Consider the following 18,121-nt stretch of genomic DNA (forward strand, 5'->3'; position numbering starts at 1 on the left):
CCTGCTCAGTGGAATAAGGATGCTTGAAGCCGGTTTGCGCGCCGTTCCAGAAGAAGCAATGATGCGTCGCAGCGGACCGGCCAGATGAACATGACGGTTTATGCGTAGATTGCCGCCCCTTACGGCCCTGGAGGCCTTTGTTCAGGTCGCCCGCCTTGGATCGGTCAAGGCGGCGGCGGAGGAACTCGCGCTCTCGACGCCCGCGCTCAGCCGGCGGGTGCAGGCGCTGGAACGGTTCATCGGCCGGCCCCTGTTCGACCGCAAGCATCAGGCGCTGGAAATCAATGCCGACGGGCAACGCCTGCTGGACGACATCGCGCCGGCGCTCGATTCGCTGAGCCAGGCGCTGGAGAATATCCAGAGCGGCGGAAACCAGTTGCGGCTGCGGCTGGCGGTCATGCCGCTGTTCGCGACGCAAAGGCTGTTCCCGCATCTGGGCGCCCTTCGGCAGCGGCATCCGCAGCTTCATATCGACATCGAGACCACCCCCTATGCCGTGGCGCGGCTGGGCGAAGGGCTGGACGCGGCGATCGTGCTGGCGAAGGACATCGATCCCGCGCTCTACGCCCATGAGCTGGACCATGACGAGGTCTATCTGATCGGGCGCAAGGCGTTGCTGGAGGCGCCCAATGCGCTGACCGCCCCGCAGGAGCTGGCCAATCATACGGTGCTGCTGCATCGCGACATGGCGCTCGCCTTCGAGGCGTGGAAGGAAGCGGTGCACCTGCCCGACCTGCAACCGCTGGCGATCGACAATTATGATTCCGGCCAGTTGATGCTGGAGGCGGCGGCGCAGGGGCTCGGCATCGCCGTGATGCACGCCAGCCACTATAATGAAGCGCAGGATTCCCGGCTGGTCCGGCTGTTTCCGGAAAATCGGGTCGAAAGCCCCTATCGCTATTTCTTCGTCTGCCGGCCGCGCGCGCTGCAGACCCGGGCGGTGCGGATTTTCCGCGACTGGCTGATCGGCGCGGACATATAATCGAGGACGATCAACGCCTTGCGTCTTTTCGCTTGGCACGTCCTTAACCTTGTTTATCGCCGGTCGTTCTAGCGGACATGACTGGGGCATCATCTTCCGCAAACGCGCAACATGGTCTGACCGACCGCCTGGCCCGCTGGGCCAGAGGCCTGTCAGGCAAGACCGACGACGAGGCCATGGACGAGCCGGAGCAGCCGCAACGCGCCCGGCACGGCAGCGCTTCCAGCCGGGAAATCGTCCAGCGGCGCAAGCTGTACGAGGACATCGGCGATTTCCTGTTCGCCCATGACCTGGACCTGACGCCGCTCAATTTCGGCGTCGCCCATGATTATCTGACCGGATCGCATATCGGCGTGGAAAAGGCCGTGAAAGCGGTGCTGGCCGAACGCGGCAAGATCACCAATGGCTGGGTCGAGAATGTCGCCGCCGAACAGCGCAACGACGAGGTCACGCCCGAAGCGCTTGCCTCGATGCTCGACAAGGTCGAGGAGAATCTGTCGCAATTCACCGGGCTGATGACCGAATCGCGCAATTCAGCCAAGGATTATGGCGCGGCGTTGCAGGAAGAGGTGAAGGGCCTGGCCGCCGGTTCCGACAACCAGCCGGTGCTGGCGCGCCTGGTGGCGCTGACCCGATCCATGGTGGAAAAGACCCGGCAGGTCGAAACCCAGCTTCGCGACAATCAGAAGCAGACGCAGCTTCTGAAATCCAATCTGGAAAGCGCGCGCCGCGCCGCCGAGCACGACCATCTGACCGGCCTGCCCAATCGCCGCGCCTTCGAAGGCACGCTGCGCGAGGAACTGGCGCAGGCGCAGAAGGAAGGGCAGCAACTGGCCGTCGCCTTTTGCGACATCGATCATTTCAAGCTGATCAACGATACCCATGGCCATGATACCGGCGACCGGGTGCTGAAATTCGTGGCGGGATTGCTGTCCAAGGTCAGCAACGACCAATGCCATGTCGCGCGCCATGGCGGCGAGGAATTCGTCATGCTGTTCCGGGGCAAGACCGCCGCCGAGGCATGCGAAGCGGTGGACAGCGTGCGGCAGGACCTGTCCACCCGAAGCCTGGTCAACCGGGCCAATGGCGAGCGGATGGAGCGGGTCAGCTTTTCCGCCGGGGTCGCCAATGTGCTGGCCTATGAAGACCCGCGCGCTGCGCTGAAGGCGGCGGACCGCGCGCTCTACCTGGCCAAGGAGCATGGCCGGAACCGGGTATATCTGGCCGCGGAGCTGGATTGACCCCCACCTCCCCCTCCTGCAAGCGGGGGTCGGAGGGCGGGCTGGCGCGACATCGGCGGCGGTTCTCTACCTCTAGGCTGGAAGCTCGCTGCGCTCGCGCCCACCCCTGACCCCTCCCGCTTGCGGGAGGGGAATGTCCGTATTAAAAATCCGGCTTTTCATAATGGGGCGGCGGGGTGATCACCTCCATCCGCTCCGACAGAAGGGGCCGGAAGGAAGGGCGCGACTTGAAACCCGCATACCAGCGCTTCACCGTCTCATGCCCGGCCCAGTCGATGCCGCCCAGATAATCCGCCACCGAAAGATGCGCGGCGGCGGCGATGTCCGCCAGGCTCAGCGTTCCACCCGCCATCCAGGCGCGATGGTCGAGCAGATAGTCCATGTAATCCATATGGACATTGGCGCGCTTCATCGCTTCCCGCAGCACGCGGGCATCGGGCGGCGCGCGCTCTATCAGGCGCTTCTTCATCCGTTCATGCAGGAGCGGGCCGACGACGTCGCCGTAGAAATTCTGGTCGAAGAAGGCGGTCAGCCGCCGCACCTCCGCCCGACCCGTGGCGGTGCCGGAGATCAGCGGGAATTTCTCCACCGTCTCCTCGAAATATTCGCAGATCGCCTGGCTGTCGATCAGGGTCACGCCCTTTTCCTGATCCACCATCACCGGCGTCGTGCCGGCGGGATTGAGATCGAGGAACTCGTCGCGCGCTTCCCAGGGCGATTCGCGCACCAGGTCGTAGCCCACGCCCTTTTCACCGAGCAGCAGACGGACCTTGCGTGAGAATGGACAGAGCGGAAATTGGAAAAGTTGCCACATATTCCCTTCCTGTTAGGCCGAGCCGGCTCATGCGAAAAGCGGCAAATGGCATGATCCTGCTTAAATCCGGTGCGACATGAGCGGAAACTGTGGCCGGGGAAGAACGATCCTGTCTTCCTGTCGCCGCGGCTTGGTTCTAGGAGGACGCCAAGCGATGGTTTCGTGAAGGAAAGGATGCTGCATGTCTGACGATTTTTTCCCGGTTCCTGCCGAATGGGCGTCTTCCGCCCTGTTCGACCGGGACGGACGGGCGGCGGACTATCGACGGTCCATCGATGCCGCCGACGCCTATTGGCTGGAACAGGCGAAGCGGCTGGATTGGGTGAACTTTCCCACGAAAACCAATGAGAGCAGCTTCCACGAAGCCGATTTCGGGGTGAAATGGTTTGCCGACGGCGTGCTGAACGTCAGCGTCAACTGCATCGACCGGCATCTGGCCGAACGCGGCGACCAGACCGCGATCATCTGGGAACCGGATTCGCCGGACGCGCAGCCGCGCCGCTACACCTATGCCGAGGTGCATGAGGAGGTCTGCCGCTTCGCCAATGTGCTGAAGGCCGCAGGGGCGAAGAAGGGCGAGCGGATCACCGTCTATATGCCGATGATCCCGGAAGCCGCCTTCGCCCTGCTCGCCTGCGCGCGGATCGGCGCGATCCACAGCGTCGTGTTCGGCGGTTTTTCGCCGGAGGCGCTGGCGGGACGGATCATCGACTGCGATTCCACGCTGGTGATCACCGCCGACGAGGGGTGCCGCGCGGGCAGGCAAGTGCCGCTCAAGACCAATGTCGACGCGGCGCTGAAACTGTGCACCAGCGTCCGCAAGGTGATCGTCGTCCAGGCGACCGGTGGGGCTGTCGCCATGGAGGAAGGCCGCGACCTGTGGCTGCATGAGGAGGCGGCCAAGGTGTCGGCGGATTGCGCGCCCGAGCCGATGAACGCGGAAGATCCGCTGTTCATCCTCTACACATCGGGTTCGACGGGCAAGCCCAAGGGCGTGCTGCACACGACCGGCGGCTATCTGCTCTGGGCCAGCCTGACCCATGAGCTGTGCTTCGACTACCGGCCCGGCGACATCTATTGGTGCGCGGCGGACATCGGCTGGGTCACGGGGCACAGCTATATCGTCTATGGCCCGCTGGCGAACGGGGCGACGACGCTGATCTATGAGGGCGTGCCCAATTATCCGACGCCCAGCCGCATCTGGGAGGTCGTGGACCGGCATCAGGTGCAGACCATCTTCACCGCGCCCACGGCGCTGCGCGCGCTGATGAAGGAGGGGGACGAGTTCGTGCATTCGACCAGCCGCCAGTCGCTGCGCCTGCTGGGCACGGTGGGCGAGCCGATCAATCCCGAAGCCTGGCGCTGGTACCATCATGTCGTGGGCGAGGATCGCTGCCCGATCATCGACACCTGGTGGCAGACCGAGACGGGCGGAGCGATGATCGCGCCGATGCCGGGTGCGACGGACCTGAAGCCCGGTTCCGCGACGCTGCCGATGCCGGGCGTGGTGCCGCAGATCGTCGATGCGGAGGGCCATGTGCTGGACGGCGCGGCCGAGGGCAATCTGGTCATCGCGCAAAGCTGGCCGGGCCAGATGCGCACCGTCTGGGGCGATCATGAGCGTTTCTTCCAGACCTATTTCACGACCTTTCCCGGCAAATATACGACCGGCGACGGGGCGCGGCGGGACGAGGACGGCTATTACTGGATCACGGGCCGCGTCGACGACGTGATCAACGTGTCGGGCCATCGCATGGGCACGGCGGAGGTGGAAAGCGCGCTGGTGCTGCACGAGGCGGTGGCGGAAGCGGCGGTGGTCGGCTTCCCGCACGACATCAAGGGACAGGGCATCTACGCCTATGTGACGCTGAACAGCGGCGAGGAAGCGACCGACGAACTGCGCCAGACGCTGGTGAAATGGGTGCGCAGCGAGATCGGGCCGATCGCGACGCCCGACGTGATCCAGTTCGCCCCCGGCCTGCCCAAGACCCGGTCGGGCAAGATCATGCGCCGCATCCTGCGCAAGATCGCGGAGGGCGAGGTGTCCGCCCAGGCGCTGGGGGACATTAGTACACTTGCCGACCCGTCGGTGGTGGATAATCTGGTCGCCAATCGTCAGGGGTAAGAAGCCAGGCAGGAGTATGGGATGGATCGCTACAGTCACGTTGCGCGCGCGCTGCACTGGATCATGGCGATCCTCATCCTGTTCAACCTCTTCCTGGGCTTTGCGCATGACGCGCTGCCCAGGGAGTGGAAGGTGATGCCCGTCCACAAGTCGATCGGGCTGACCGTGCTGGCCCTGACGGTCGCGCGCATAATGTGGCGCTTCACGCGCAGCGCCCCCCCGCTGCCAGCCGAAATGCCCGCATGGGAAAAGGGGGCGGCGCATCTCACCCATTTCGCCTTTTACGCGTTCATGCTGGTCCTGCCACTGACCGGATGGGTCATGACGTCCGCCGGCGACCGGCCCCTGAACTGGTTCTTCCTGTTCGACGTGCCTAAATTCGCGGTGGCGAAGGGCGATGCGATCGTCGGCATTTCAGGCGAGGCGCATGAGGTTCTGGGCTTCGTCTGGGTGGCGTTGCTCATCCTGCACGGGCTGGCGGCGATGCGGCATCATTTCATATTGAAGGATGGCGTGCTGCGGCGGATGGTCTGATCGGTGTATGGAGGGGTGGAATCAGGACATTCCCCCTCCCGCAGGCGGGAGGGGTTAGGGGGTGGGCTGGCGCGACATCAGCGCTGTTTTGCAACGGCTAAGTCAAAAGCTCGCTACGCTCGCGCCCACCCCTAACCCCTCCCGCCTGCGGGAGGGGAATGTCTTGGATTGGCCAGAAACAGCCTCATAGCTACACCATCTCGCCCGTCAGCAGGCGCGGCAGCGCGCCGGATTGTCCCCGCGCCTCCGCCATGAAGCGGTTCTTGAGCAGCGACGTGCGCTGCACCGCCGCCAGCCCGGCGCGGCGGACCAGCGAGGGAATGCGCCCCGGCACGTCGAACAGCCGGACAAGCCCGTCCATCGCCACGCTGGTCATCATCGCGTCCAGGCCCCGCCAGCGCTGATAGCGGGCGAGCAATTGCGCGTCGCCCGGATCGAGGCCGAGCCGCATGCCCTCCACCAGCACCTCCACCAGCGCGGCGACATCGCGGAAGCCGAGGTTCAGGCCCTGCCCCGCAATCGGGTGGATCGCATGGGCGCTGTCGCCCACCAGCGCGAGCCGCGTGTCGGTGATCCGCGCCGCATGGTGGAAGCCGAGCGGATAGCTGGAGCGCGGCCCGGCCAGCGCGATCTCGCCCAGGAAGCCGCCCATGCGCTTCTGCGCCTCCGCCAGCCAGGCCCGTTCGGACAGCTTGAGCATGGCGGGAGCCTGCTCGGTCGGCACGGTCCAGACGATGGCGGAGCGGGTGCCCGGCAGCATCGGCAGCAGCGCGAAGGGGCCGCCGGGATAGAATATCTCATAGGCCGTGTTGGCGTGCGGCACGGCATGGTCGATGGCCGTCACCATCGCGACATGCTTGTAGTTCCAGCGCGTGGTGCGGATGCCCGCCGCCTCCCGGGTCGGGCTGTTGCGGCCCTCCGCCGCGACCAGCAGCGCGCCGTGGAGGGTTTCGCCGCTGGCCAGGGTCAGCGTCACGCCGTCGGCGTTGCGGTCGACATGCAGCGCCCGGTCGGGCTGGAAGCGGGTGAGATTGTCCGCCTTTTCCGCCGTCTGCGCCAGGGCGACGCGCAGGTCGCGATTGGGGAACATGATTCCCATCACGCCGTCATCCGCGTCCGGCGCGAAGTCGAGAGCGCCCGGCTCCAGCCCGTCGCTGACCCAGATGCGGTCGATGGGGCAACCCTTGCCGTCCAGATGATCGGCCACGCCTATGGCCGACAGCATGGCGAAACTGGTGGAACTGATGGCCGAAACCCGCCCGTCGAAACCGGCGGCGGTGGTCTCCACCGGATTGGCGGGATCGATCACGGCGCAGAGCAAGCCATGGCCGGAAAGCGCGATGCCGAGGGTCAGGCCGACAAGGCCACCGCCCAGAATGACGACGTCGAAGCGTTGCATGAGGGCGGTTCTAGGCGCTTGGGCCAGGAATGGGAAGGGCGACAAAACGCCTCCCCTCTCCTCCGTTCGCCCTGAGCTTGTCGACCCGAAGGACGGCGATAGCCAACGGTTCCACTTTCTTTGAAAATGTGAAGGGCTTCGACAGGCTCAGCCGGAACGGAGGAGGGGTATGTTGATCCGTTACAGCTTCCGCACCCAGTTCGCCGGATCGGCCACCGTGCCGCGCTGGATGCCGGTGAGGTCGGCGCGCAGCGCTTCGGTCACGATGCCGCCGTCGCCATTGCCGATGGTGAAGTCGCCATCGACGCTCTTGACCGTGCCGATGGCCGTCACGACCGCCGCCGTGCCGCAGGCGAAGGCCTCCCGCAGCTTGCCGCTGGCGGCGTCGGCGCGCCACTGGGCGAAGCTGTAGGGTTCCTCGCGCACTTCATGCCCCTTGGCGCGGGCGAGCGAGAGGATGCTGTTGCGGGTGATGCCCGGCAGGATCGTGCCGGACAGCGGCGGGGTGACGATGGACCCGTCGTCCATCACGAAGAAGACGTTCATGCCGCCCAGTTCCTCGACCCACTTGTTCTCGGCGGCGTCGAGGAAGACGACCTGGTCGCAGCCATGCTGGATCGCTTCCTTCTGCGCCACCAGCGAGGCGGCGTAATTGCCGCCGCATTTCGCAGCGCCGGTGCCGCCGCGCGCCGCGCGGGTGAAATGTTCCGACACCCAGAGCGTGACCGCCTTCTTCCCGCCCTTGAAATAGGCGCCGGCGGGCGAGGCGATGACGCAGAAAATATATTCGTTCGCCGGGCGCACGCCCAGGAAGGTCTCGCTCGCGAACATGAAGGGGCGCAGGTACAGGCTGCCCTCCCCGCCCGGAATCCAGTCGGCGTCGATCTTCACCAGTTCCTCGACCGCCTCCAGGAAAAGGTCTTCCGGCAAAGCGGGCATGGCCATGCGCTCGGCCGACTCAGCGAAGCGGCGCGCATTTTCCTCCGGCCGGAACATGGCGATGCTGCCGTCCTCCAGACGATAGGCCTTCATCCCTTCGAAAATTTCCTGCGCATAGTGCAGCACGGCACAGGCCGGATCGAGCTGGAAGGGTTCGCGGGGGCCGATGGCGTGGCTGTGCCAGCCCTGCCCTTCCGTATAGCGAATCGTCACCATATGGTCGGTGAAGAGCTTCCCGAAGCCGGGGTCCGCCAGCAATACCGCGCGCTGGTCAGCCGACACAGCCTTGCTGCTGCGGGTGACGGTGAAGCGCGATGTCTGCTGGACGTCCATGACGAAAACTCCTTTGGGTTGGACGCGCCGCCTATGTCACAGATGGCGGCGCGAAACAAACGGTCAATATTGCTGACCCATGTAGCCGCCCATAGCCGATCCGATGGGGGTGGCATCTTGGCGCTGGAGCGCGGCGGGGCTATCGCTGCGCCATGCACTTTTTTTCCGACAATGCGACGCCGGTCTGTCCGGAGGTGATGGCGGCCATCGCGGCCGCTGACCATGCCGACCATGGCTATGACGGCGATGGCTGGAGCGCCCGGCTGAACGGCGCCTTTTCCGACCTGTTCGGGACGCAGGCGGTGGCGCTGTGGATCGCGACGGGCACGGCGGCGAACAGCATCGCGCTGGCCTGCCTCTGCCCGCCCTATGGCGGGGTGCTGTGCCATGAGGAGGCGCATATCGTCGTCGACGAATGCGGCGCGCCCGGCTTCTACACCCATGGGGCGAGCCTGATGGCGCTGCCCGGCGCGGGCGCGAAACTGTCGCCCGATGCCGTGACCGCTCGGCTGAGGGCGATCCGCCCCGATGTGCATCAGGTGCCGGCGCGGGCGATCAGCATCACCCAGGCGACCGAATATGGGGTGGTCTACAGCCCCGATGAGGTGGCGGCGCTGGGCGATCTGGCGCGGGAACATGGGCTGGGTTTCCACATGGACGGGGCGCGCTTCGCCAATGCGGTGGCGCATCTGGGCTGCCATCCGGGCGATGTGACCTGGCGGGCGGGCGTCGACATACTCTCTTTCGGCTGCGTCAAAAATGGCGGGATGATCGGGGAGGCTCTGGTCTTTTTCGGGGACCGGGCGGAGGCGCGGGCGGCCGAAGCGGCGCGTTGGCGCAAGCGGGCGGGGCATCTCTTCTCCAAGGGGCGCTATCTCGCGGCGCAGGCGCTGGCGATGGTCGAGGGCGACCTCTGGCTGCGCAATGCGCGGGCGGCCAATGCGGCGGCCCAGGCGCTGGCGGAGGGCGCGGCGGGTCGGCTGATGCATCCGGTCGAGGCCAATGAGCTGTTCGTGCGGCTCACCGAAGCGGAAAGGGCGCAGTTGCGGGCGCAGGGCTTCGATTTCTACGATTGGGGCGCGGATGCGGCGCGGCTCGTCACCAACTGGTCGCAGGATGCCGCCAGCGTGCAGCCTCTGGCCGATGCGCTGAGGGCGTTGAAGGGATGAGGCAAGGCAAGGGCGTCGTCCTGCCCTTCATCCTCGTCACGCTGATCTGGAGTTCGACCTGGATCGTCATCCGCGACCAGTTGGGCAGCGTGCCGCCAAGCTGGTCGGTCTGCTACCGCTTCCTGCTGGCCGGGGTGGCGATGGCGATCTTCGCCCGGCTGCGCGGCGTGCCGCTCAGCATCGGCGGCAGGGGGCTGGTCTTTGCGGGCCTGCTGGGCGTGGCGCAGTTCGTGATGAACTTCAACTTCGTCTATCGCGCGGAGCATTATCTGACGTCCGGCGTGGTGGCGGTGGTCTATGCGATGCTGCTGATCCCCAACAGCGTCCTTGCCTTCCTCTTCTTCCGCCAGCCGGTGAGCCGGGCTTTCATCGCCGGATCGATGGTGGCGGTGGCGGGGATCGCGCTGATGCTGGCGCATGAATATCGCGCGGCGAGCGTGCGGCCGGACATGGTGATTCTGGGAGCCGCTTTCTCCGTTGCGGGGCTGCTGAGCGCGTCCGCCGCCAATGTCATGCAGGGGATGGAGATCGCCCGGCGGCTGCCGATGGTGGCGGTGCTGGCCTGGGCGATGCTGATCGGTGCGGGGGTGGATGCGCTGTTCGCCTGGATTACGACCGGGCCGCCGGTGATCGAGGCGCGATGGAGCTATCTGGCGGGAATCGCCTGGCTGGGGCTGGCCGGATCGGTCGTGACCTTTCCGCTTTATTTCCGGCTGATCCAGAGCATGGGCGCGGGGCGCGCGGCCTATAGCAGCGTGCTGATCCCGGTGATCGCGATGCTGATCTCCACGCTGGTGGAGGGCTATCGTTGGACGGCGCTGGCGGGTGCGGGTGCGCTGCTGGCGATAATCGGGATGGTCGTGGCGCTGCGGACCAAGCAGGCTTAACGGCGGACGCCGGGCCGATAGAGCCGCTTGGCCGCGTTCACCCGGTCGATCAGGCTGGCGAGCGGGACAGGCGCGGATGCGGCGCGTTCGGGCAGGGACAGGCTGTTGATGCGCTGGCCAAGGGCGGTGAAGGCGTGATCGAAGCGGTCCATCTCTTTAGTCCCCGAAAGCTGAAGGACAGCCATCGGGCAGGGATGGTTAAGAAGGCGTTAGCGATGACCGGGCTTTGCGGCGGAGCGAGTCACAGGCAGGCGCGCAACCCTTGGCGATAGGTTGGATAGCGGGGCGACCAGCCCAGCAACCGCTTGGCCCGACCGTTCGCGACCCGGCGGTTTTCGGCGTAGAAGGACCGGGCCATGGGGGTGAGCTGGGCTTCCTCCAGCGTCAATAGCGGCGGCAGCGGTTGGCCAAGCAGGGCGCAGGCCGCTTCGATCAGACGGTTCTGCGCGCAGGGCAAGTCGTCCGAAAGATTGTAGATGCCTGGCGGTCCCTGATGAATCGACGCGACGATGCCCGCGCCGATATCGTCGACATGGGCCCGGCTGAACACCTGATCAGGCAGATCGATGCGATGCGCCCGCCCTTCCCGCACGCGATCCAGCACCGAGCGGCCGGGGCCGTAGATACCGGGCAGGCGGAAACGCCGCACATCGGGGCGAAGCGCACTCCAGTCGGCGTCGGCCTGCGCCCGTGCGGCGCGGCGACCCTGACGGAGAGGGGTGGCTTCATCGACCCATGCGCCCGCCGCATCGCCATAGACTCCGGTGGAGGAGAGATAGCCTGTCCAGATCGCGGGCGCGGCGGCGATGGCCGCGCCATAGCGGCTGAGGACGGGGTCGGCATCTCCCTCCGGCGGAACGGACGAGAGGATATGGCTGGCCTGCGCGATGGCGGCGCGGACGGCGTCTTCATCATCGAAGGCGAGCGCTTCGGCATCGGCGGTGCGGCGGACGCCGGTGACGTGCCAGCCTTCTTCGCGAAGGCGGACAGCCAGGCGGGAAGCGGTGTAGCCTTGCCCCAGAATGAGCATATGGGGCATGAAACACTATTCCCTCAGACCGTGAAGCTCTCGCCGCAGCCGCAACTGCCCTTGGCATTGGGGTTGTTGAAGACGAAACCGGCGGTGAAGTCGTCCTCCACCCAGTCCATCGTCGACCCGACCAGATAGAGCACCGACGCGCCGTCGATGTAGAAGGCGCCGCCGGGGGTCTCGATCTTCTCGTCGAACTTCGCTTCCTCGCTCACATAGTCGACCGAATAGGCAAGGCCCGAACAGCCACGGCGCGGGGTCGAGAGCTTGACGCCGATCGTGCCTTCGGGAGCCTGGCTCATCAGGTCGGCGATGCGCTGCTCCGCGCTCGGCGTCAGGATGACGGCGGCGGGGCGGGCTCGAGTCTTGGTCGTCGTTTCGGTCATTTCCGTTCCTTCTTCCCTCCTCCCGCCTGCGGGAGGGGAGAGTGTTACAACATCCCCAGTTCGAGCTTCGCCTCATCGGACATTTTCTGCGGGTCCCATGGCGGGTCCCAGACGAGGTTCACCTGCGCGTCGCCGACGCCGGGCACCGCGCCGACGCGCAGCTCGACTTCGCCGGGCATGGATTCGGCCACCGGGCAGTGCGGCGTGGTCAGCGTCATGGTGACGACGGCATGGCCGTCCTCCGTCACGTCGACGCCGTAGACGAGGCCCAGATCGTAGATATTGACCGGAATTTCCGGGTCGTAGATTTCCTTGAGCGCGTCGATGATCGCGTCGTAGAGGCTGCCGCCCGGCTCACCCTTCGGCGTTTCCGTCGGCTTGGCGCTCAGGAAACCGTCCAGATAGTCGCGCTGGCGCGGTTCTTCCACGCGCGCCTTTGGCGGGGTCTCCACCGCCGCGACCTCTTCCACCAAAATCTTGCGTTCCTCGGTCATCCGAAGATCTTCCTCACTCGTTCAATCCCTTTGACCAGCGCGTCCACGTCGCCCTCGTCGCTATAGATGCCGAAGCTGGCCCGCGCGGTCGCCTCGACGCCCAGATGGCGCATCAACGGCTGCGCGCAATGATGCCCCGCCCTGATGGCCACGCCCGTTTCGTCCAATATGGTGCCGACATCGTGCGGATGAACCCCCTCGACCTCGAAAGAGAGGATTCCCGCGCTGTCCTGCGGCCCGAAGACGCGGACGCTGTTGAGGCTTTCCAGCGCGGCCCGCGCTTTGCCGACCAAAGCGCATTCATGGGCGTGGATCGCGTCGAGCCCGATGGCCTGCACATAGTCGATCGCCGCCGACAGGCCGACGACGCCCGTGATATGCGGCGTGCCCGCTTCGAACCGCGTCGGCGCAGGGGCATAGGTGGTTTTTTCGAACGTCACCTTGTCGATCATCGACCCGCCCCCCTGATAGGGAGGCATGGCGTCCAGCAGTTCCTTGCGGCCCCAGAGCGCGCCGATGCCGGTCGGGCCGTAGAGCTTGTGCGCGGAAAAGACGTAGAAGTCGCAGTCCAGCGCCTGCACGTCGACGGCGAGGCGCGGCACGGCCTGACAGCCGTCGATCAGGATTTTCGCGCCGACGCTGTGCGCGATGTCGGCGGCGCGGCGGACGTCGAGTACGCTGCCCAGCACGTTCGACACATGGGCCAGCGCAACCATCCTGTGCGCCGGGGTGATCATCGCGGCCATGGCGTCGAGGTCGATCCTGCCGTCGGCCGTCAACGGCACCACGTCGATCTGCGCGCCGACTTTCTCGGCCACGATCTGCCAGGGGACGATATTGCTGTGATGTTCCAGCATCGAGAGCAGGATGCGGTCGCCGGCTTTGAGCTGCGTCCCCGCCCAGCTTTGCGCGACGAGGTTGATGCCCTCGGTCGCGCCGCGGACATAGACGATCTCGCTGTCCGACTGCGCGCCGATGAAGCTGGCGACCTTCCGCCGCGCCGCTTCATAGGCGAGCGTCATATTGGCTGAACGCTCATAGACGCCGCGATGGACGGTGGCGTAGTCCGGCCCATAGGCGCGGGCGATCGCGTCGATCACCGCATGGGGCTTCTGCGCGGTGGCGGCGCTGTCGAGATAATGCCATTTGCCCCCCGCACTGTTCAAAAGACCGGGGAAGTCGTCGCGCAGCCGCAGCGCCTGGGCGAGGTCGCTCATACCAGTGCCTCCAGCTTGGCGAGCGCGGCGGCCTCAAGGCTGTCCTTGACCGCTTCATCCGCCACATCGTCGAACACGCCCGCGACAAAGGCCTTCAGCAGCAGCGTCTTGGCCGTCGCCGGGTCCATGCCGCGGCTGGCCATGTAGAACAGCGCCTGCCTGTCCAGTTCGCCCACGGTCGCGCCATGGGCGCATTTCACATCGTCGGCGTAGATTTCCAGCTCCGGCTTGGCATTGGCCGTGGCGGTGCGGTCCAGCAGCATGGCCTTGACCGACTGGAAGGCGTCGGTGCGCTGCGCGTCGCGAGCGACGTTGATGCTGCCCAGATAGCTGCCGGTGGCGCGCTGGCCCAGGATGGAGCGGATCGTCTGGCCGCTGGTCGAGTCCGGCTGCGCATGGGTGACGGCGGTGACGATCTCCAGCACCTGGTCGCCGCCGCCGATGATCGCGCCGTTCAGTTCGAAATGGCTGCCCTTGCCCAGCGTGACGGCGAAGGTCACGCGGCCCAGTTTCCCACCGATATTGAGGACATGGAAATCGCAGCGCGCGCCGTCCGCGATGTCGATGACATAATCATGCACTGCGGCCGCGCCGTCGGCTGCGTCCTGCAACAGATGGTGGCGCGCGCTTTCCCCGGCGGCGACATCGATCCGCGTCGGCGCGGGGGTCGGCCAGATGGCGGCCAGCGCGTCGAGGTCGCTGTAGCGCCATTCCTCGGCCTTGCGCGTGGGAAGGGTGAGCGCGTTCATTCGATAAACCCGTTCGGGCTGTCCGAGCGAGCCACTTGTCTCGCTCGAATGTCGAAGCCCAGTCCTTTCTTCGAGGAAAAACAAGGCCGTTGGCTATTGCCGCCCTCCGGGTCGACAGGCTCAGGGCGCACGGAACCGGGAAGCATCATGCCGCAACCACCTCGGCATAGCCTTCGCGCTCCAGTTCCAGCGCCAGTTCGGGACCGCCCGATTTCACGATCCGTCCCGCCGCCAGCACATGCACGAAGTCCGGCTTCACATAGTCGAGCAGGCGCTGATAATGGGTGATGAGCAGCACCGCCTTGTCGGGCCTGCGCATGATGGCGTTGATGCCCGCGCCCACGATCTTGAGCGCGTCGATGTCGAGGCCGGAGTCGGTCTCGTCCAGTATCGCCAGCCTGGGGTCGAGAATGCCCATCTGCACCATTTCGGCGCGCTTCTTCTCGCCGCCCGAAAAGCCGACATTCACCGGGCGCTTCAGCATCTCCATATCGAGGCCCAGCAGAGCCGCCTTTTCCTTGGCGAGCTTGATGAACTCGCCGCCCGACAGCGGTTCCTCGCCCCGCGCCTTGCGCTGCGAATTGAGGCTCTCGCGCAGGAATTGCAGGTTGGAGACGCCCGGAATCTCGACCGGATATTGGAAACCGAGGAACAGGCCAGCGGCGGCGCGCTCATGCGGTTCCATCTCGAACAGGTCCGCGCCCTCGAAGGTCGCGGTGCCGCCGGTGACCTCATAATGGGGGCGACCGCCCAGCGTATAGGCCAGCGTCGACTTGCCCGCGCCGTTCGGTCCCATGATCGCGTGGATCTCGCCCGCCTTGATGGAGAGCGACAGGCCTTTCAGGATCGCCTTGCCGTCGATTTCGTTGGTGAGATTGTCGATCGTCAGCATCTTTTATCCCTTATGCGCGCGCTGGAGCGTCCGCGCTGTCCAGAAGGCCATGTCCCGCACATCGCCCGGCGCGGGGAACAGCGTGTCGATATGCCGCTTGATGGGCATATAGGGCCACCAGTCGGCGCCGGGTTCGGGCGCGCCCTTTTCCAGCACGCCGGTCACGAACTCCGTCACCGGACCCATGCGGGCGAGATTGGGGGCCTTGGCCTTGTGGAAGGCCTTGTCGGTCCTGAGGCGCTCGGTAAAGGCGGCGTCGCCCTTGTCCAGTGCGGCGCGGCATTCGGCCTGATAGGCGTCGAGGTCGCCGAAATCCTTGGCCGCGCGTGCCTGAAGCTCGCCCTCTTCCAGCTCATAATCTTCGGTCAGGATGCGGATCGCAGCGGTCCAAGCCTGGCCGTTTCCGACATCCTCCGCGAAATCCGCGAGGGCGTCCTGAATATCGTCTTCGTCGCTCAAGAGTCTTGGTCCTCTAAAAGCCCCTCCCCTTCAGGGGAGGGGTTGGGGTGGGGGCTGGCCCAACGATCCGGCGCCTGTTCAAGCGCGCCGAAGATCGCGGCACAAACCCCTTCGATATTCTGCATCACGTCATGGTTGGCGATACGGATGATGCGGTAGCCCAATGCGTTCAGCGTCGTATCGCGCGCCTTATCCGACCCCGCTCTATGCGTATCGCCATCGACTTCGACGATCAGCGCTTTTTGCGGGCAGAGGAAGTCGACGATGAAGGGACCGATCACGGGCTGGCGGCGGAATTTATAGCCGCCGAGCTGCGAGCGGGAGAGTTTTGCCCAGAGGCGCCTTTCCGGTTCGGTCGGTTCGCGGCGCATTTTGTGGGCGAAGCCTGCCAATTGAGCGAGGCGACCAGCGGAGAGCCCCCACCCCCGGCCCCTCCCCTGAAGGGGAGGGGAGTTTAGGCGCGTGGCCTGGTCGAGAGGGTTCAGGCTCCTCAACCGACCGACCCCTCCAGCGAAATGCCCAGCAGCTTCTGCGCCTCGACGGCGAACTCCATCGGGAGTTGTTGCAGCACTTCGCGCGCGAAGCCGTTGACGATCAGGCTGACGGCCGCTTCCTGATCCAGCCCGCGCTGCATCGCGTAGAACAACTGGTCGTCGCTGATCTTGCTGGTGGTCGCCTCATGCTCGATCTGCGCCGAGGGGTTGCGCACCTCGATATAGGGCACGGTATGCGCGCCGCACTGGTCGCCCAGCAGCAGGCTGTCGCACTGGGTGAAGTTGCGCACGCCCTCCGCGCCCGGCGCGACGCGCACCAGCCCGCGATAGGTGTTGTTGGACCGCCCGGCGCTGATCCCCTTGGACACGATGGTCGAACGCGACCCCTTGCCATTGTGGATCATCTTGGTGCCGGTATCGGCCTGCTGCAGATTGTTGGTCAGCGCCACCGAGTAGAATTCGCCTACGCTGTTCTCGCCATTCAGCACGCAGCTTGGATATTTCCAGGTGATGGCGGAGCCGGTTTCCACCTGGGTCCAGCTCACCTTCGAGTTGCGGCCCTGGCAGAGCGCCCGCTTGGTCACGAAATTATAGATGCCGCCCCTGCCATTCTCGTCGCCGGGGTACCAGTTCTGGACGGTTGAATATTTGATCTCCGCATCGTCCAGCGCGACCAGTTCCACGACCGCCGCATGAAGCTGATTCTCGTCGCGCATCGGCGCGGTGCAGCCTTCGAGATAGGAGACATAGCTCCCCTCATCCGCGACGATCAGCGTTCGCTCGAACTGGCCCGTATTCTCCGCATTGATGCGGAAATAGGTGGAAAGCTCCATCGGGCAGCGCACGCCCTTGGGGATGTAGACGAAGGTGCCGTCGGAGAAGACCGCGCAGTTGAGCGTCGCGAAATAATTGTCGTGCATCGGCACGACCTTGCCCAGCCACTTCTTCACAAGGTCCGGATATTCGCGCACCGCCTCGCTGATCGAGCGGAAGATGACGCCCGCTTCCTCCAACTCCTTGCGGAAGGTGGTGGCGACCGAGACGCTGTCGAACACCGCGTCGACGGCGACCTTGCGGCTGCCCTTCACCCCGGCGAGCACTTCCTGTTCGGCAATGGGGATGCCCAGCTTCTCATAGGTGGCGCGAATCTCCGGATCGAGTTCGTCCAGCGACTCCAGCTCCGCCTTCTTCCTGGGCTCGGCGTAATAATAGGCGTCCTGATAGTCGATCGGCGGAATGTTGAGCTTGGCCCAGTCCGGCGCTTCCATCTGCCGCCACATGGCGAACGCCTTCAGCCGCCATTCCAGCAGCCATTCGGGCTCCTGCTTCTTGGCGGAGATGAAGCGGACCGTGTCCTCGTTCAGCCCTTTGGGCGCGAAGTCCTGCTCGATGGCGGAGGACCAGCCATGTTCGTAGGTGGAGGCGCGATCGGCGGCCTCCTGCGCTTCGAGGTTGCGAACGGTGGTGGCTTCTTCGGTCATAGCGTCTGCTCTGCAACTCGTTTCTCGACTTCGCCCGAAACGAACGGAGGCGGGGTGACTTCTCTGGCGAGGCTGGCGATGGTGACGGCGGCGAGCGCCGACCGGATCGCATTGTTCGCCACATTCATGTGCGGACGGACGCGGCAGTCCTGCTCCAGCGAGCAGTCATGCGCGCCCATTTCGGTGCAGGCGGTCATGGCGATGGGGCCTTCCACCGCCTCCACCACATCGGCCAGGGTGATCGCGGCGGGCGGGCGGCTGAGGCGCACGCCGCCGCCGGTCCCCCGGCTCGATTCGAGCAGTCCGGCGGCCGAGAGGCGGCTCACCAGCTTCTGCGCGGTGGGCAGGGGAATGCCGGTTTCGGCGGAGAGCGTGGTCGCGTTCATCTTCACATATTTGCTGGTCGCAGGGTCAAGCCCAGCGCCCGCTCCGCAATGGCGGGCGGCGGCGGACATCAGCACCACGGCATAATCTGCGAAACTCGAAAGCCTCATGA

General features: G+C 65.5%; 20 protein-coding genes. 6 read left to right on the top strand and 14 right to left on the bottom strand.

Going from position 1 to position 18,121, the window contains the following annotated elements; genetic code table 11:
- The first annotated feature begins 100 nt into the window (after nt 1-100).
- Together EWH10_RS04555 and EWH10_RS04560 are read left to right on the top strand one after the other, a co-directional pair.
- A complete protein-coding gene (locus EWH10_RS04555) occupies nt 101-982 on the top strand; it encodes a LysR substrate-binding domain-containing protein (RefSeq protein ID WP_025551486.1) in 882 nt (293 codons plus the stop codon).
- A 77-nt stretch (nt 983-1,059) separates the two neighbouring features.
- Nucleotides 1,060-2,223, top strand: a complete 1,164-nt coding sequence (locus EWH10_RS04560) for a GGDEF domain-containing protein (protein ID WP_044660398.1) — start codon at nt 1,060-1,062, stop codon at nt 2,221-2,223.
- A gap of 142 nt (nt 2,224-2,365) precedes the next feature.
- On the opposite strand, the gene EWH10_RS04565 is transcribed toward EWH10_RS04560, so the two are convergent.
- The gene (locus tag EWH10_RS04565) at nt 2,366-3,037 is read right to left on the bottom strand and encodes a glutathione S-transferase family protein (RefSeq protein WP_044660399.1); all 672 of its coding nucleotides are present in this window, start codon (nt 3,035-3,037) and stop codon (nt 2,366-2,368) included.
- A 181-nt stretch (nt 3,038-3,218) separates the two neighbouring features.
- Here EWH10_RS04565 and acs point away from each other — a divergent pair, with 181 nt between their 5' ends.
- Nucleotides 3,219-5,162, top strand: coding sequence for an acetate--CoA ligase (gene acs, locus EWH10_RS04570; protein ID WP_044660400.1), 1,944 nt, complete (start codon nt 3,219-3,221; stop codon nt 5,160-5,162).
- A 21-nt stretch (nt 5,163-5,183) separates the two neighbouring features.
- Nucleotides 5,184-5,696 (top strand): cytochrome b, encoded by a 513-nt coding sequence (locus EWH10_RS04575; RefSeq protein ID WP_044660401.1) that lies wholly within the window; start codon nt 5,184-5,186, stop codon nt 5,694-5,696.
- A gap of 190 nt (nt 5,697-5,886) precedes the next feature.
- Here the strand turns inward: EWH10_RS04575 and EWH10_RS04580 are convergent, their stop codons facing one another.
- A complete protein-coding gene (locus EWH10_RS04580) occupies nt 5,887-7,095 on the bottom strand; it encodes a UbiH/UbiF/VisC/COQ6 family ubiquinone biosynthesis hydroxylase (protein WP_044660402.1) in 1,209 nt (402 codons plus the stop codon).
- A 180-nt stretch (nt 7,096-7,275) separates the two neighbouring features.
- Nucleotides 7,276-8,367: a branched-chain amino acid aminotransferase gene (locus EWH10_RS04585; RefSeq protein ID WP_025549772.1), complete on the bottom strand. Its 1,092-nt coding sequence runs from the start codon at nt 8,365-8,367 to the stop codon at nt 7,276-7,278.
- A 152-nt stretch (nt 8,368-8,519) separates the two neighbouring features.
- Between EWH10_RS04585 and EWH10_RS04590 the strand changes: the two genes are divergently transcribed.
- Together EWH10_RS04590 and EWH10_RS04595 are read left to right on the top strand one after the other, a co-directional pair.
- A complete protein-coding gene (locus EWH10_RS04590) occupies nt 8,520-9,536 on the top strand; it encodes a threonine aldolase family protein (RefSeq protein ID WP_044660403.1) in 1,017 nt (338 codons plus the stop codon).
- Nucleotides 9,533-10,423, top strand: a complete 891-nt coding sequence (locus EWH10_RS04595; protein ID WP_044660404.1) for a DMT family transporter — start codon at nt 9,533-9,535, stop codon at nt 10,421-10,423. Before EWH10_RS04590 ends, EWH10_RS04595 begins: the two co-directional genes overlap by 4 nt.
- Here the strand turns inward: EWH10_RS04595 and EWH10_RS21645 are convergent.
- The 11 genes from EWH10_RS21645 to EWH10_RS04645 all read right to left on the bottom strand — a co-directional run bounded on the left by EWH10_RS21645 (nt 10,420) and on the right by EWH10_RS04645 (nt 18,119).
- On the bottom strand, nt 10,420-10,575 hold the full coding sequence (locus EWH10_RS21645) for a hypothetical protein (protein WP_165363314.1): 156 nt from the start codon (nt 10,573-10,575) through the stop codon (nt 10,420-10,422). The genes EWH10_RS04595 and EWH10_RS21645 overlap by 4 nt on opposite strands.
- A gap of 89 nt (nt 10,576-10,664) precedes the next feature.
- On the bottom strand, nt 10,665-11,462 hold the full coding sequence (locus EWH10_RS04600) for a Rossmann-fold NAD(P)-binding domain-containing protein (protein ID WP_044660405.1): 798 nt from the start codon (nt 11,460-11,462) through the stop codon (nt 10,665-10,667).
- A 14-nt stretch (nt 11,463-11,476) separates the two neighbouring features.
- Complete coding sequence (locus EWH10_RS04605; RefSeq protein WP_044660406.1) at nt 11,477-11,839, bottom strand: HesB/IscA family protein; 363 nt, start codon at nt 11,837-11,839, stop codon at nt 11,477-11,479.
- A 44-nt stretch (nt 11,840-11,883) separates the two neighbouring features.
- Nucleotides 11,884-12,333 (bottom strand): SUF system Fe-S cluster assembly protein, encoded by a 450-nt coding sequence (locus tag EWH10_RS04610; protein ID WP_044660407.1) that lies wholly within the window; start codon nt 12,331-12,333, stop codon nt 11,884-11,886.
- A complete protein-coding gene (locus tag EWH10_RS04615) occupies nt 12,330-13,550 on the bottom strand; it encodes a cysteine desulfurase (RefSeq protein ID WP_044660408.1) in 1,221 nt (406 codons plus the stop codon). The genes EWH10_RS04610 and EWH10_RS04615 overlap by 4 nt, the downstream gene beginning before the upstream one ends.
- On the bottom strand, nt 13,547-14,299 hold the full coding sequence (locus EWH10_RS04620; RefSeq protein ID WP_044660409.1) for a SufD family Fe-S cluster assembly protein: 753 nt from the start codon (nt 14,297-14,299) through the stop codon (nt 13,547-13,549). The genes EWH10_RS04615 and EWH10_RS04620 overlap by 4 nt, the downstream gene beginning before the upstream one ends.
- A gap of 145 nt (nt 14,300-14,444) precedes the next feature.
- Nucleotides 14,445-15,191 (bottom strand): Fe-S cluster assembly ATPase SufC, encoded by a 747-nt coding sequence (gene sufC, locus EWH10_RS04625; protein WP_044660410.1) that lies wholly within the window; start codon nt 15,189-15,191, stop codon nt 14,445-14,447.
- A gap of 3 nt (nt 15,192-15,194) precedes the next feature.
- Complete coding sequence (locus EWH10_RS04630) at nt 15,195-15,650, bottom strand: hypothetical protein (protein WP_025549781.1); 456 nt, start codon at nt 15,648-15,650, stop codon at nt 15,195-15,197.
- Nucleotides 15,647-16,042: an endonuclease domain-containing protein gene (locus tag EWH10_RS04635; RefSeq protein WP_268236453.1), complete on the bottom strand. Its 396-nt coding sequence runs from the start codon at nt 16,040-16,042 to the stop codon at nt 15,647-15,649. The genes EWH10_RS04630 and EWH10_RS04635 overlap by 4 nt, the downstream gene beginning before the upstream one ends.
- A 98-nt stretch (nt 16,043-16,140) precedes the next feature.
- Complete coding sequence (gene sufB, locus EWH10_RS04640; RefSeq protein ID WP_044660412.1) at nt 16,141-17,625, bottom strand: Fe-S cluster assembly protein SufB; 1,485 nt, start codon at nt 17,623-17,625, stop codon at nt 16,141-16,143.
- On the bottom strand, nt 17,622-18,119 hold the full coding sequence (locus tag EWH10_RS04645; RefSeq protein ID WP_044660413.1) for an RrF2 family transcriptional regulator: 498 nt from the start codon (nt 18,117-18,119) through the stop codon (nt 17,622-17,624). The genes sufB and EWH10_RS04645 overlap by 4 nt, the downstream gene beginning before the upstream one ends.
- Between the last annotated feature and the right edge of the window lie 2 nt (nt 18,120-18,121).

It is taken from the genome of Sphingobium fuliginis (genome assembly GCF_004152845.1).
Lineage (GTDB): Bacteria > Pseudomonadota > Alphaproteobacteria > Sphingomonadales > Sphingomonadaceae > Sphingobium > Sphingobium fuliginis.